The sequence below is a fragment of the Methylovulum psychrotolerans genome (assembly GCF_002923755.1).
GTDB lineage: Bacteria > Pseudomonadota > Gammaproteobacteria > Methylococcales > Methylomonadaceae > Methylovulum > Methylovulum psychrotolerans.
Genome location: NZ_PGFZ01000004.1, coordinates 356514 through 372026, shown reverse-complemented (window position 1 = coordinate 372026; position 15513 = coordinate 356514). Strand labels below are relative to the sequence as shown.

At 48.9% G+C, this 15513-nt stretch carries 8 protein-coding genes; 6 read left to right on the top strand and 2 right to left on the bottom strand.

From position 1 onward, the window contains the following. Nucleotides 1-635: 635 nt before the first annotated feature. Nucleotides 636-1703, bottom strand: coding sequence for an OmpA family protein (locus tag AADEFJLK_RS11550; protein ID WP_103974365.1), 1068 nt, complete (start codon nucleotides 1701-1703; stop codon nucleotides 636-638). Between the two features lie 958 nt (nucleotides 1704-2661). On the opposite strand from AADEFJLK_RS11550, the gene AADEFJLK_RS11545 reads away from it, so the two are divergent. From AADEFJLK_RS11545 to AADEFJLK_RS11520, 6 genes are all read left to right on the top strand, one after another. Further along, entirely contained in the window at nucleotides 2662-3762 is a 1101-nt protein-coding gene (locus AADEFJLK_RS11545; protein ID WP_198328473.1) for a sigma-54 interaction domain-containing protein, read from the top strand. Between the two features lie 284 nt (nucleotides 3763-4046). Further along, nucleotides 4047-5153: an HD-GYP domain-containing protein gene (locus AADEFJLK_RS11540; RefSeq protein WP_103974364.1), complete on the top strand. Its 1107-nt coding sequence runs from the start codon at nucleotides 4047-4049 to the stop codon at nucleotides 5151-5153. Between the two features lie 351 nt (nucleotides 5154-5504). Then, nucleotides 5505-7679 (top strand): PAS domain S-box protein, encoded by a 2175-nt coding sequence (locus AADEFJLK_RS11535; RefSeq protein ID WP_103974363.1) that lies wholly within the window; start codon nucleotides 5505-5507, stop codon nucleotides 7677-7679. Next, a complete protein-coding gene (locus AADEFJLK_RS11530; protein ID WP_103974362.1) occupies nucleotides 7676-9946 on the top strand; it encodes a PAS domain S-box protein in 2271 nt (756 codons plus the stop codon). The genes AADEFJLK_RS11535 and AADEFJLK_RS11530 overlap by 4 nt, the downstream gene beginning before the upstream one ends. A 98-nt stretch (nucleotides 9947-10044) precedes the next feature. Next, complete coding sequence (locus tag AADEFJLK_RS11525) at nucleotides 10045-13629, top strand: PAS domain-containing protein (RefSeq protein ID WP_249028025.1); 3585 nt, start codon at nucleotides 10045-10047, stop codon at nucleotides 13627-13629. Nucleotides 13630-14188: 559 nt separating this feature from the next. Beyond that, nucleotides 14189-14566 carry a hypothetical protein gene (locus AADEFJLK_RS11520; RefSeq protein WP_103974361.1) on the top strand — a complete coding sequence of 126 codons (378 nt, stop codon included), beginning with the start codon at nucleotides 14189-14191 and terminating at the stop codon, nucleotides 14564-14566. A gap of 1 nt (nucleotide 14567) precedes the next feature. Here the strand turns inward: AADEFJLK_RS11520 and nhaR are convergent, their stop codons facing one another. Next, a complete protein-coding gene (gene nhaR / locus AADEFJLK_RS11515) occupies nucleotides 14568-15506 on the bottom strand; it encodes a transcriptional activator NhaR (RefSeq protein ID WP_103974360.1) in 939 nt (312 codons plus the stop codon). Nucleotides 15507-15513 lie beyond the last annotated feature (7 nt).

Below are 15513 nucleotides of genomic sequence, written 5' to 3'. Positions count from 1 at the left end.
AAAAACAATTATCAGTTGCAAATAAAACACAGATAACTTATTTAAGCGATGAGGGATAAACAAAGGTAAGTGCCGTGCGAAGAAATAGATGCTTTAAGATGATTTTTACGCCAGCAACTTATGGTGAAATGCAGATTTTTACTGCAAAAATTTAAATATATGGTTAAAAGAGAGAGGGTTAAGATAGTCATTGACCACTACATTGAGCTTTATATAAGGAAGGTTTCTGAATACACGACCCCTCATAACAGTTTTTCCATGGGAGAAAAGAAATGGTTGCCAGTGTAAATGCAGTAGGGTCGCTAACAATACAATACAAAAGGCTATGTCACCGTTAATTGTGGAAGCCTTAAATGACATGGCTTTGAGTAAAAGCCACAATCCGCTTTAAATAAGGTTTTGCGCCGAAAATAAAAATTTTTCAATAATTAACAGCGGCATAGCCAAACAAAAAGACCGTAGACGAACGCTAGAAATTGTCAGCAGCTTTCGATATTGAATGCTGTTGGCTAGTAGGAAGGGTAAGATAAGCGGTAGCCATTGAGACCACCGCTTGCTTAGCAAATAAAATATCTGCTTATATGCAGGTTCTGGCAGCCATTCGGTAAATATCCGGCTGGGTTAATGGCGTAAAATCAATTGTCAATCCAAATTAATTCGACCCGACGGTTTGCGGAGCGCCCGCCCTCTGTGCTGTTATCGGCAACCGGACGACTTTCGCCAAAACCTATCGCCCGCAATTTGTTGCTGACACCTTTACCCTTTAGGTAACTTACTACCGACTCTGCCCGCCGTTGTGACAATTTCATATTATGGGTATCAGAGCCTTCGCTGCTGGCGTGGCCTTGCACTTCAATAGCATTTTTTTGCGGATATAGGTTCAGGCTGGTCGCGACTTCATCAAGCAGTTGCCGAGCCTTAAACGTCAGCTCGGCCGAGTCAAAATTGAAATGTTCATTTTTCAGGATAAGCCTAATAGGGCAACCTGCATCGTCGACCTTACTGCTGGCAGGGGTGTTTGGGCAGCTATCCTGGCAGTTGTTAACGCCGTCCCCGTCAGCGTCAAGTGTCCTGCAGTCGGGAACGGGCGAGGCACTTACGATGGGGGGAGCGACTTGGGCGACTTGAGTGGGTTTTGCCCCCAGCGGAATGACAAAACCGAAATTAACGACCACGTCATGAAATTGGTCTAAACCCGATGAAGATGATACAGAGGGATTATTATTGTAGCGGTAACGCACGTCGCTACGCAGTAAAAAGTTATCGCTCATCTCGTAAGTGAAACCGGCGCCTAGCTCGGCAATGAAGCCTTTTGCCTCACTCCCGGAAGGAAAGTGCCTTATCATACCACCCAAACCAACTACCGTATAAGGAGCGAATTTGTTGCGGTTAAAGAAATACTGGGCATCGACTGTGCCGCCGCCCAGTTGCCAGTCACCGATATAGTGACCGCTTGGATTATAACTGCCAAACGCTTGGTAAAATCCTTTCACCTCGACATTAAAATGTTCATTGAGTGTCTTGCCGATACCCAGACCGCCGCCCCAACCATCTGCGGTGTTATGACCGCCTTCCGTCCTGACAAAAGAGCCGAACGGAGCGATATACCAACGTTTATCTAAAAATTCATCGGCAGCGTTGGCTAGCGGTAAAAAACCTAGGCCAGTCAATACGGCAATAGTGAGAGTGTTATGTTTCAACATAATAGTTACCTTCGGTGAAATAAAAAATAGAACTTCATAAAAGTGCATTATTGCGCCGCCTAAGCCGGACGCATCTGATGTGTTACCTGTCTAAAATCTTACCAATACCGACATCCTCATGCCCTGCTAAACAATTAATTTTTTCAATCAGTTGAAAAATAACCGCATTATTTGTTAAACGACAGGAAGACATGATCAGAAAAATGTCTATCTGTGAACGTAATACCTGAACAATCTGACCATAGCTTAAATCATAACAATAACGGGAAGCTTAAGTCCAATCCTCATGGCTAAAAATGCGGAATTTCTACAAAAAAGTGCTACAGTGATTGTCGGCCTAGTTTAACAACTCACCAGAAGAAGCAAGCAATGCTATTGAACTTAAATTCTGGATAAGAAACCAATACTGCGGACATAGGGACGAGCCCTGAGGTTGACGGTATTATGTAATGGGGGTATGTTTACTTTGACATAACTGATGGTTAACCAAAGGATGCGCCATCTAAGGTGTGCAACTGTTACGGCCATCAAAAGAAAAAGGAGGTTGTGCTGGGCCGCTTCGTTAGCCGATGCGATCGAAACATCTGATGTCACTGACGTTAGGCGGCAACATGCCTTACTTCCGTTTGCCTGCCGAATACCGCAAGCTTTGTCAGGATCAGCCAAGGGTGCGGCAAGGTGCGCACCCAAAGGGCATAAATACCCAAAGGGCATAAAGACAGGAAACCCTCTCTGACGAAACTCGAGGGGTATAAGAAGAAGCGGCAATCGGGCCGTGTAAATAGGCATGGTTATATCTAATAATAAGATAACTACATAACAATTTATCACTACCAAAAACCTATTAGACTGTTAGAGTAAGCACACAAGCTACCCGAAGACACCAATAAGGAAAGGCAAAAGCTATGGAAAGCCTATTCTCACTTACTTAACAATTGCACGATAGGTTATGTCAATTATGGATCATTATAAGTCCAAAAGCACCAGCAGCCCTGTTGCCGATTTTTACGGCGAACCGCTGATCACCTTACCGAACCCCGATGCCCACGCAACCTCCATCCGTGCCACGGCTTTGGTGTTTGCCGACCCAGTTTCCGTGCGTTTGCTGGAATATATCGCCAGGATTGCCCCTAGTGACGCGACGGTATTGATTATTGGCGAAACCGGTACGGGTAAGGAATTGGTGGCGCGGCAAGTGCATAAGCTCAGCCATCGCAAAGACGCACCTTTTGTCGCCTTAAATTGCGGGGCATTTTCCGAGTCACTGGTCGAAAGCGAACTGTTTGGGCATGAGCGCGGTGCGTTTACCGGCGCCTTAAACGCCCGTGGCGGCTGGTTTGAGGCCGCCAACGGCGGCACCTTGTTCCTTGATGAAATCGGCGACCTGCCCATCTCCACGCAAGTGAAGATTTTACGCGTTTTACAAGAACATGAGGTAGTGCGTATCGGTTCCAGAACTCCCATCCCTATTGATGTGCGGCTGGTGGCCGCCACCAATGTCAATTTGGCGGAAGCCGTCCAAGCGGGGCGGTTCCGTGAAGACCTCTATTACCGTCTGAATGTCGCCGCTTTGGATCTGCTGCCCTTACGCGAGCGTCCGGGCGATATTTTGCCCTTGGCAAAGCATTTTATGCAGCGCTATGGCATACGTTTAAAACTAAATAGTTTGGAATTGGCTAAAGATGCCGAACGCGCCCTATTACGCTATGGTTGGCCGGGCAATATCCGTGAATTGCAAAATGTCATCCATCATGCTTTATTGGTCTGCAAAGACGGGCGGGTAGGCCTTGAGGATTTACATCTTAATCCCCATTTTGGCAGTTCCTACAGTAATGCCAGCACAAGCGTTGCGGCTCCCGCTTCGCTGACATCATTAGAAAACGCCTTAGCGGCCTTATATGAACATCCGGCGGACAATCTGTTCGATACGTTGGAAGAAACGATTATCCGCACTGCTTATGACTATTGCGAGAACAACCAAGTACAAACGGCCCGTTTGCTGGGTATCAGCCGGAATATCCTGCGTCATCGGCTAAAACGCTATGGTTATTTGGTCTAACTACCATAATCCAACTGGCGGCATAATTCCCCTCCCCTACCACAATGATGATAGCCTAAATCTACTATAATTTTCTACCCTATCCGATAGGTTGGACGCTGGCAAGCTTCCATGCTAAATTGTGCAGATAAACTTTGCTAAAGCCTATTCCGGCCTGAAAACGATAAAATGGATTCATCTGCATATTGCTTGCACTTCGCGGCAGAATGCCTTTAAAACTATCGGTTTTCAGCCAGAAGGGGTTGACAAAGAATCATAAGCCCTCATTGTAGGAACGCGTCACAATGGCAGCAGTAGAACAAACGATATTGATTGTGGACGATGCCCCTGAGAACCTCACGGTTCTCAGCGAGCTGTTGCAACCTATCTATCGTGTACGGGTTGCCAAATCAGGCGAAAAAGCCCTGCATATCGCAGGTACTGAGCCATATCCCAACTTAATCCTGCTAGATGTCATGATGCCCGGCATGGATGGCTATCAGGTCTTTGCCAAACTGCGTGCCAATCCTGACACAGCGGATATTCCGGTTATCTTTGTCACCGCCATGGACAGTTCTGAGGCCGAACTGTATGGCTTAGACATGGGAGCCGTCGATTACCTGAGCAAACCCATTAAACCGCCGATACTGCTGGCCCGTGTCCGTATCCAATTGGAACTGAAACAGGCCCGTGATTGGCTACGCGACCAAAACACCTATCTGGAAGCGGAGATTGCCAAGCGTATGGCAGAAAATGAACTTATCCAAGAAGTAAGCATCCGCGCCTTAGCGCATCTGGCGGAAATCCGTGACCCCGAAACGGGCAACCACATCCTACGCACCCAAGGCTACGTTCACCAACTAGGACTTCTGTTACGCGCCCATCCTCGCTTCACTACCACTTTAAGCGAGAGGTATGTCAAGCTGCTGGCACGTTCTGCGCCATTACACGATATAGGCAAAGTCGGCATTCCCGATGCCATTTTGCGCAAACCGGGCGCATTCAGCCCCGAAGAATGGGAGATCATGAAAACCCATGCCAAAATGGGCAGCGATGCTATCGAAAAGGCGGAACAGGATACCGAGCAAACCGTGGAGTTTCTTCGTTTGGCAAAAGAAATTGCCCATCACCATCACGAAAAATGGAACGGCAGCGGCTATCCCGATGGCCTGAGCGGCGATGCTATTCCGCTGTCTGCGCGTATCATGGCCTTAGCCGATGTTTTCGATGCTCTGATTTCCCGGCGGGTTTATAAAGAGCCGATGCCTTACGACAAAGTTAGGGCCATTATTACCGACGGACGCGGGCAACATTTTGACCCCGATATAGTGGATACTTTCTTAACGCATTTCGAAATTTTTTGCGGCATTGCCGAGCGTTATAAAGACCCGCCCGCAGAGGTGACAGAGTAGGGCAAGCCTAAGGGTAAAATAGTAAAAAATGGATAAACCCCATATAACCTATTAATTTATATTTTTAATTATCTTTCCGGCCACTTGCCGACGTTAACCCACCCCTGCATTTACTTGTAAAGTCATTGGCAAAGCCGTTAACTCGTACATGCCAATTGGACAGCCTGCATTCTACAATGCTATTGATCATTTAAATTAAAAACATACACTACTATCGCAATGGTCACGCTTTCATCAAAACCTACCGCTCCAGTGAGATAGTTTTATAAAAAGTACGGACACCAGATATTCACTTAAAGACAAGAAGAAAGCCTGGAACACTATAGATAATCCAGCAGTAAAAGGCGCATTATGACGTTACTCGGCAAAGAGTTATTGCCTATTCTGACCCCAGATATGAACACCCAACCCACGCTCTGGCTACGCGTTGCGCAGTATGGCATGGCGGTGGCACTCACTCTTGCCACCTGCTTCCTGCGTGAGCATATCGCCGTCTCCTTCGGCCAACGGCCTTTGTTGATCTTATTTATGCTGCCCATCATTATCAGTGCCTTACTGGGCGGCTTAGGATCAGGCTTGCTGGCCACGCTGACGGCAGGCCTCTGTACCGCTTGGCTGATCCCACCTGCCGACAGCTTGGCCATAGCAGCCAGCTACGATATTTTGCAATGGGGAATGCTCCTGATCAACGGAATATTGGTCAGTTTGCTTAGCGGCTCCCTGCACCATATAAGACGGCAGGAATTGAGAAAATGGCAACAATTGGACGCTGTCCGGCAGGAATTGCAACAAAGCCAAGCTTTTTTAATATCGGCTTTTGAAGAGGCTGGCGTAGGCATGGCCTTAGTGGCCTTGGACGGGCATTGGTTAAAAGTTAACCCTAAACTTTGCGACATCCTAGGCTATAGCGCCGAAGAACTGTTGGGGCAGACTTTTCAAGACATTACCCATCCTGATGATTTGGCAAGCGATCAGCAGAACATGGCACAGCTCTTGGCCGGGGATATCCAAACCTATACCATCGAAAAGCGTTATATCCGTCCAAGCCAACGCTTACTATGGGTTAACCTCACCGTTGTGCTGGCCCGACACCCTAACGGTTTGGGCAATTATTTTGTCTGCGTTATCGAAGATATACAAGCCCGCAAACAAGCCGAATTGGCCTTATTTGCCAGCGAACACAATTATCGCTCCTTGTTCGATAATATGCTGAACGGTTACGCCTATTGCCGTATAGTGTACGACAATGGTCACCCCTGCGATTTTATGTATCTCAATGTTAACAAAGCCTTTACACACCTGACCGGACTCAGCAATGTCTTAGGGCGAAAAGTTAGCGAAGTCATTCCTACACTACATAAAACCTCTCCTGAACTGCTGACCGCGTTTAATCGGGTGGCTTTAGGCGCTCCCCCTGAATGCTTTGAGAGCTATGTCGAGACTTTGAAAATATGGTTTTCGCTTTCAGTTTACAGCCCGCAAAGGGAACACTTTGTGGTGATATTTGATGTCATTACCGAACGTAAACAAGCCGAATTGGCGCTACGCCAAAACGAGGCTTTCAAACGCGCCATTTTAGATTCTGTCAACGCGCAAATTGCCGTGCTTGACCTGCAAGGTATTATTGTCGCCGCCAATAGACCTTGGTTACAATTTGCCGAAACCAGTCGCCTGTTACCTGAAAAACCCATTAAATACGGCCAAATTGGCGACGACTATTTAGCGGCATGCCATCAAGGCACGGCTTATTATCAAGAATGCACCCCTAAAATACTGGGTGGCATCCAAGCGGTGCTAGATGGCCATATAAACTATTGCCATTTCGAATGCCCGTTCGGCTCAAACCCAGAGCAGCATTGGTTCTCGGTGACGGTGACACCGCTAGGCGACGCTAGGCAGGGCGTGGTCATTACCCATACCGACATTTCCGAACGTAAACAGGCCGAAGCAGCCTTAAATCAACTAACCGACGATTTATCGTCTACCCTGCAAGCTATTCCTGATTTGCTTTTCGAAATTGATGAAACAGGACGCTATATAAAAGTCAAAGCCACCCAAGAAAAGCTCTTAATAGCCCCCCCCTCGCATTTGCTGGGGCGAACGGTTAACGATGCCCTACCTTCCGAAGCGGCACAAACTGTCCTACAAGCTTTAGCGTCGGCAACCCAAACAGGTTTTGATTACGGACGTACCATTACCTTGCCCCTAATGGATGCCGAGCATTGCTTCGAACTGTCGGTAGCCCGCAAATCGGGACACGGCGGACAGCCGCAACAGTTTGTGGTCTTATCGCGCGATATTACTGAACGTAAGGCCGCCGAGGCTTCCTTACAACAAAAAACCCAAGAATTGTTGGAACGCAATACCGAACTGCAACGCTTTAATGATGCGATGGTGGGGCGCGAGCTGGATATGATCGCCTTAAAGCAACAGGTGAACGCCTTTGCCAGTCAACTCGGCCAAGACCCACCCTATCCGCTGGCCTTTTTGGCTCTGCCAGAATTCCAAGAGCCTTACCGCAAATGAAGCCCCCCCTATTATTATGGGCTATCCTGTTACCTTTTTTGACCTTGGCGGTACAATGGCTGCTATGGCCTTGGCTAAATCCCTATGTGTGGCTACTGTTCATACCAACGGTGTGCCTCAGTGCCAGGCTCGGCGGCTTTTGGGGCGGCTTGCTCAGTACCGCAATCAGTGCCGCCTTGGGCTGGTATGGCTTTATTTACCCACAAAATTTCAGCCCTCCCCTCAATTCGGCAACCGTCTCCACGGTTTTGTTTTTGCTCATCGGTTACATGGTTAGCTACACCCATGAACGCTTGCGGCGTAGCCAACAACAATTGGCGGCCTCTTTACAACAAATACGCCATGACAGCGAAATGCAATTGCAACGCTATGCCCAGATTGTCGCCACGTCCGGCGATATGTTGGCCTTTGTCGATACCGATTTGCGCTATTATGTGGTTAATCCGGCTTATGCGCGGTTGTTTGGGGCAACCCCAGAGGCATTACAGTATCGGCAAGTCGCCGAGGTTGTCGGCGCTGAGATCTATTCTTTCATCGCCCCTTATCTGGAACGGGCTTTAGCGGGCGAACCCCAACGTTTTACCACCCAACCGCTCTGCCCTGATGGCCAACAGCGGATATTTGATGTCGAATACCAACCGTTCCGCCAAAATGGGCTAATCTGCGGTATTGTGTGCAGTCTGAGGGACATCACCATCCTGAAGGCTTCGGAAGCTAAACTTAAAGCCAGTGAGGTCACTTTACGCGAAGCCCAACATTTAAGCAAAATCGGTAATTGGCAGTGGGATCTAACCACCAACAGCCACTATTGGTCAGAGGAAGTTTCGCGCATTTATGGGCTTGACCCGCTGTTGCCCGCTGTGGCTTATCCGCAAATCCGCCGTTTTTTTACCCCGGAAAGCTGGGGCCGCTTAGCGGTTTGCATAGAAAAGTGCTTGGTCAGCGGCATCCCTTATGAATGTGATGCCCAAGTGCTGCGCCCTGACGGCAACCCGTGTTGGGTTATTGCCAGAGGCGTGGCAATACGCGCGGCTGATGGCAGCATCAGCAAACTGCACGGCACGATACAAGACATTACCCAACGCAAACAAGCCGAAGAATGGCTGCGGGAAAGTGAAGAAAAATTCCGTAACGCCTTTGCCAATGCCGCCATTGGTTTTTCAATGACCACGATTGAAGGCGGCTTTATGGATGCCAACCCTGCCTACTGCACTATTACAGGCTATACTTTAGACGAACTGCGGACACTGAAATTTAGCGAAATTATCCATCCCGATGACGTAAAAGCGAATATGGCGTTGCTTGAGCGGATGTTAGCTGGCCAAATCAGCGATTTTGTTGTCGAAAACCGCTATCGCCGTAAAGATGGCGAAGCCATCTGGGTGCGTAAAAGCATTGCCTTAGTGTGTAAAGCGAACGGCGACTCACAATGGTATATCGCCTTAGTAGAAAACATCAGCAACCGTAAACAGGCCGAAGCACAACTACAACAACTGAATGCCGATTTGGAACGGCGGGTACTGGAGCGGACGGCGGCATTGACCACCGCTAACCGTGAACTCGATAGCTTTGTCTATGCGGTCTCCCATGATTTGCGGGCTCCCCTGCGTGCTATGAGTGGCTTTAGCGAGGCATTGCTGGATGATTATGCACGGCAACTCCCTGACACCGCTAAGGATTATTTGCAACACATCCGCCTGGCCAGCCAAAAAATGTCCGGTCTGATTGACGGCTTACTGAATTTATCGCGCTGCATACGCCGGGAACTACACCAAGACACGGTCTATATCAGCGCGGTCGCTGAGCAGGTATTGGCGGAACTACAGCATAATGATCCCGAACGGCAGGTCTCCATAAGCATAGAAGCGGGGTTACAGGTACGCGCGGATGCGCGGATGCTTGAAGCCGTGATGCGTAACCTTTTAGGCAATGCCTGGAAATATACCGCCTACACAGCGGCTGCCAACATCCGCGTCTATAGCCAAAACCAAGATGGCAGAATCTATGTTTGTGTCGCCGATAATGGCGCAGGTTTTGATATGGCCAATGCCCAGCACTTGTTCCAACCTTTTCAACGCCTGCATAGCGAAGAGGAATTTGCCGGTCTCGGCATTGGTTTGGCGACAGTACAACGCATTATCGATCGGCACGGCGGGGTAATTGATGGCCAAGGCGAGCCCGGCAAAGGGGCGGTGTTCCGGTTTAGCTTAAATGTTGGCTCTGACAATAGGCCGCCGCCCTTAAATGGAACAGAAAATAATGGCTAAGCCGATGCGGTTGCGGACGGGGGGTAATCGCCCAAAGGCAATGCCTAACAATGTAGCTGGACAGGCCGAACTCAATAGACCTTATTTGACGTATTACCATGAAAACTGTCTTATCAGAACATCAAACCGCCTTAGGTGAAGCGATGCCCACACCTTTAAAATTGCTGATTATTGAAGATAATCTGGCCGATTTTACCTTATTGCAACGGTATTTAAACCAGCAAGGCCTGAAAATGGAGTGCCGACGGGTCAGTAACAATAACGAATTGGAAAACGCTTTGCAAAGCGTATGGGATCTGGTGTTGTCAGACTATAAAATCCCCGGTATGGACTTTGCAGCCACCCTGCAACGCTTGCTCTCGCTGACTTACGAACTACCCGTCATTTTAGTGTCAGGCAGTATCGGTGAAGAAAAAGCCGTTGAATTGCTACACCAAGGCATCAGGGACTTTATCCTTAAAGACAACCTGACCCGCTTACTGCCCGCCATCCGCCGCGCCTTACATGATTGCCAAGAACGCCGCGCCCGCCAAGCCGCCGAAGCACAATTGCTGCAAAGCCAGCAAAGCCATAGTGAAGCCCAACAGCGGGCCAGATTAGCGGCACTTAACTTGATGGAGGATGCCCTTGCCGCGCGTACCCGCGCCGAAGCGGCTAACACCGCCTTACGCGAAAGCGAGCAACGTTTGCTGATGGCACAAGATGGCGCGCACGTTGGGATTTGGGAATGGGATTTGCCGACCAACCGCTATTATTGGTCGGCCGAATGCGAACGCCTGTACGGTGTGGAACCCGGCACGTTACGGACTAACCAAGAATGGATGGTGCGGGTGCATCCTGACGACTTACCGCTAATCCATGCCCAATGGCAAGACCATGTCGAACGCGGCGAGGACTTTGAAGTGGAATACCGTTTCATCAAACCTTCTGGGGAGCTTTGCTGGCTGGTCAGTAAAGGCCGCGCCCAATATGATGCCAACGGCAAGCCTATCCGCTTATCAGGCATTAATTTGGACATTACCTCGCGTAAAGCTGCCGAAGAGCAGTTGCGTAAGCTCGCGCAAGCTGTAGAACAAAGCCCTGAGAGCATCGTTATCGTTAATTTGGATAACAAAATCGACTATGTTAACAAAGCCCTCAGTAAAAACACCGGTTATAGCCGTGAAGAATTGTTGGGGCAGGATCCGCGCCTTTTGGAATTTGACCCAACCTCACCCAGCAACACTGCGGAAATTTGGCAGACATTAAATGCCGGGACAATGTGGCAAGGGGAGTTTCATAACCGCCGCAAAGACGGTAGTGACTATATCGAGTTTGCCAGAATCTCGCCCATCCGCCAACCGGACGGGCGCATCAGCCATTATGTGGCCGTCAAAGAAGACATTACCGAGAAAAAGCAACTTGCCGCCGAATTAGACCGCCACCGTTACCATTTGGAAGAGCTGGTGGCGACCCGCACGGCCGAACTGGACAATGTCATACAACGGCTCCAACTCAGTGAAGAACGCTTTGCTTTAGCCTTAGATGCCACCAACGACGGGATCTGGGATTGGAATATCCTGACGGGCAGCTGTTATTGTAGCCCCGCTTATTTTCACATGCTCGGTTATCAGCCGGACGAACTGGAATACAATGCCACCAGCCTGTGGGTTAACCTGCTGCATCCTGACGATAAGGAGCGTGCGGTCAGCCAAGTCCAAGCCTTACTGGCCACTAAGGGGGCTTACGAAATCGAATTTCGGATGCGGACTAAAGATGCCGGTTACAAATGGATACTCAGTCGGGGCAAATTGGTGATGCGCTATGCTAACGGCGAACCGGCGCGGGCGGTCGGCACCCATACTGACCTGACCCTCCGCAAGGAATTGGAAATCAAACTACGCCAAGCGAAAGAACAGGCAGAAATTTCTAATCGGGCTAAAAGCACCTTTTTAGCCAATATGAGCCATGAAATCCGCACCCCCATGAATGCCATCATTGGCCTGACCTATCTGTTACGGCAAAATAACCCGACCAGCGAACAAAGCAAACGGCTGGATAAAATTGATATTGCCGCTCAGCATTTATTGTCGATTATCAATGATGTGTTGGATTTGTCAAAAATTGAAGCCGGACGCTTGGAATTGGAACACACCAATTTCTCCTTAATTGCCGTGCTGAACCATGTCCATTCCCTAATGGCCGAGCAAGCCCAAGCCAAAGGCTTAAGCATCAGCATTGATATTGGTGATGTGCCGCCGTGGCTGCGCGGCGACCCGACCCGCTTAGGTCAAGCTTTGCTCAATTACACCAGTAATGCCGTTAAATTTACCGAACAGGGCGGTATCCAATTACGCGCCCGTTTATTGGCCGAAACCGAGCAGGGCTTACAGGTACGTTTTGAGGTTAAAGATTCCGGCATCGGCATTTCCAAAACACAATTGGCGCAATTATTTGAAGCCTTCACCCAAGGCGACGTGTCAACTACCCGCAAGCATGGTGGCACAGGTTTAGGATTAACCATTACCCGCCATCTCGCTCAGATGATGGGCGGTGAGGCCGGAGCAAGCAGTGTCCCGGGAGAAGGCAGCATTTTTTGGCTAAGCGTTTGTCTGCAACGCGGTTATGGCGTTACACCAGCTACCCCCAAACCTTCACCGGCACAGGCGGGTAGCCTGATACGGCAGCATTATAGCGGAGCACGGGTCTTGCTGGTCGAAGATAATCCGGTTAACCGTGAAGTGGCGTTAGAATTGTTACATGGTGTTGGTCTGGCTGTGGATATGGCTGAAAATGGTAAAATAGCCGTAGCGAAAGTTCGTAGTCAAGATTACGATATTATATTGATGGATATACAAATGCCGGAAATGGATGGCATGGCGGCTACCGCCGCCATCCGCGCCCTGCCAGATGGTGCCAAGTTGCCGATCCTAGCGATGACCGCCAATGCGTTTGACGAAGACCGCCTTGATTGCCTAGCGGTCGGCATGAATGATTTTGTCGCCAAACCTGTGGTGCCTAGTGTGCTGTATGAAGCTTTGTTACGTTGGCTACCCAATACCCAGCACAGTAAACCCACAAGACTACCCTTACCTGAAATCTCGTCGCCCCACAACCTACCCCAATTGCTGATAGCTATACCCGGCTTAATGCCAACCCCTAGTCTGGCCGTGTTTAAAGAAGACCCTGATAAATATTTACGGGTTTTGCAGCTTTTCGCCGATTTTCATGCTACTGATCTACAGCAGGTGCAAGAATTCCTTGCCAACGGCAATATCCAGAGTGCCCAAAGCGTAAGCCACGCCCTAAAAGGCGCGGCGGCCACGTTGGGGGCTTATCGGGTTGCCGATTTGGCGGAACGCTTGGATAGGGCTTTGCGTGAGCCTTCGCCAATCACCGAATGCACCGATTTGGCACAGCAATGCGGGCAAGAATTGGCGCAACTGATCGCCCATCTCCAAGTCCTACCGCAGACAATAGCCACCCCCGTCCCGTCAGACTCCGCCAATCCCGAACGTCTGCAAGGTATTGTCAACGAATTGGCGGCACTGCTCGCCGAAGACAATGCCGAAGCCACCCGCTTGGCACACGCCTCAGCCGATCTGCTCCGCACCAAATTAGGCTCACGTTATACAGACTTCAGCCGCCAGATTGAGTTGTTTGACTACGAACAGGCATTGAAGATACTGCGTGAAAATTGCTGATGGCATGGATTTAGGATAGTTTAAGCGACATATATAGAGCCCGAAGCTAGTTAAACGACGTAGGCTCTCTGCTAATCAAAGCCCGTTTTTAACTTATGCACTTATTATGTCGCGCGATCAGGTTCGGACTTTATATGTCCATCAATGGCAACTGATTAAAGGCATTAATCTCAACAATGTCCATAGATTTTTTTTTTTGGAATCATCGTTAAAAATCACCTAAAAAAAGTGAATAATTCTAAAAAAATGAAGAAGAGGGGGATTTTAACAAATTGTTTATAAATGATTGATTTTTATAAATGGGGGTGAGTAATTACAAAATTTAGTAAATTTAAAAATAGACTTTTCATCATTTTCATCATATTATAAATTCCGAAGCTGGTCATAAACGTATGAATAAGGACAGGCTTTAGTTGCTGGCAAGCTTATGTAGCTTAACTGGCTTCGCCCTCTATATAGAGTAGGGCAACCATAAAAATAATGGCCACTGCATTCAAAGTTCCCTACTTTTTACTAAAAAACTCCATAACCACGACAAAACCACTATTATCATTACAATATGCCTTGGAATACCCACATCAATACCGACATTCCGCTTATTGAAATCAGCTACTTAGGCTTAGTAAGCCGTTCAGAATTAGTCGCCGCGTTTACCCAGTCATTGACACTAGCTATTGAACATAACCTCAACTTGGTGCTGGCCGATTGCACGGAACTGACAATTGGCGGCCATTCGGTCGCTGACTTATATTTTCTCGCCGACGAATTGGCCCAATGCAGCCTAATGACAACACTAAAAGAGGCTATTCTGCTGCCAGCACAAATCGCCTCAACCGATACCATCCAATTTTGGGCAACCACTTGTTACAACCGGGGTATCAACGTACAAGTCTTTGACAGCCGCGACAGTGCCATGGCTTGGCTGTTAGCTTCATGAACTAACCGCCGCTACCGACATCATCCGCACTTATCGCCAATATTTCAAACACCCTCTGTTGGGCATTTGCCAAAATGGCGGCGACGGACGGGTGCTGGAGTTTGCGTTGGGCGGTGATTGCGTAGAAACGTTCATAAACCCCTTCAGCAGGGCCGATCATCTGCACCCCGTATTGGCTTTCGATTTCCTTAGCCACCGCCAAAGGCGAAAAAAACACCCCAACCCCTGCTGCACCAAAGGTTTTCAGCAAGGCACTATTCTCTACTTCCGCCTGGATGGATGGGCTTAATTCTTGGCTATCAAACCATTGGTTTAAAGACCGCCGTAAAGCGGTATTGGCCGTCGGCAACAAAAACGGCGCGCCATTAAGGCAGCGCGGAAAATTCTGCCGATACCGCGCCGCTAAAACCGGAGCGGCAAAAAGGCCTACGCCACATTCACCAAGAAAATGGTTAAATACCCGCGCCCCACTGGCAGGGGTGGCTGGCCTGTCAGCCAAGACCATATCAATGCTATGCAGGGCGATTTCGGCCAGCAGACGGTCAGTTTTATCCTCATAACAATGGATTTGCACCGTTTCCGGCTGCCGCAATAATGGTTCGAGCAAACGGTAGGCTATCAGCTTAGGCAACGCATCGGTAATGCCCAAATTAAAACGCAAGCCGCGCCCAGTGTCACGGCCTTTAAGGGTTTGCGTCAGTTCACGCCCTAACGTAAAAATCTCTTCGGCATAATTAAAAATAGTCCGCCCCGTATCGGTTAAGACCAGCTTACGCCCTTCTTTACGCAATATTTGCGTGCCTACCGATTGTTCAAAAACCGCCAACTGCCCACTGATTGTCGGCTGCGCCAGATGTAAGGCTTCGCACGCTTTGCTGATGGTGCCCAATTTAGCGACATGCCAAAAATAATATAAATGCTGATAATTAATGCGTTCCATGATGCCT

Coding starts and splice junctions, on each gene's coding strand:
- AADEFJLK_RS11550 (WP_103974365.1), bottom strand. CDS start 1,703: ATGTTGAAACATAACACTCTCACTATTGCCGTATTGACTGGCCTAGGT.
- AADEFJLK_RS11545 (WP_198328473.1), top strand. CDS start 2,662: ATGGATCATTATAAGTCCAAAAGCACCAGCAGCCCTGTTGCCGATTTT.
- AADEFJLK_RS11540 (WP_103974364.1), top strand. CDS start 4,047: ATGGCAGCAGTAGAACAAACGATATTGATTGTGGACGATGCCCCTGAG.
- AADEFJLK_RS11535 (WP_103974363.1), top strand. CDS start 5,505: ATGACGTTACTCGGCAAAGAGTTATTGCCTATTCTGACCCCAGATATG.
- AADEFJLK_RS11530 (WP_103974362.1), top strand. CDS start 7,676: ATGAAGCCCCCCCTATTATTATGGGCTATCCTGTTACCTTTTTTGACC.
- AADEFJLK_RS11525 (WP_249028025.1), top strand. CDS start 10,045: ATGAAAACTGTCTTATCAGAACATCAAACCGCCTTAGGTGAAGCGATG.
- AADEFJLK_RS11520 (WP_103974361.1), top strand. CDS start 14,189: ATGCCTTGGAATACCCACATCAATACCGACATTCCGCTTATTGAAATC.
- nhaR (WP_103974360.1), bottom strand. CDS start 15,506: ATGGAACGCATTAATTATCAGCATTTATATTATTTTTGGCATGTCGCT.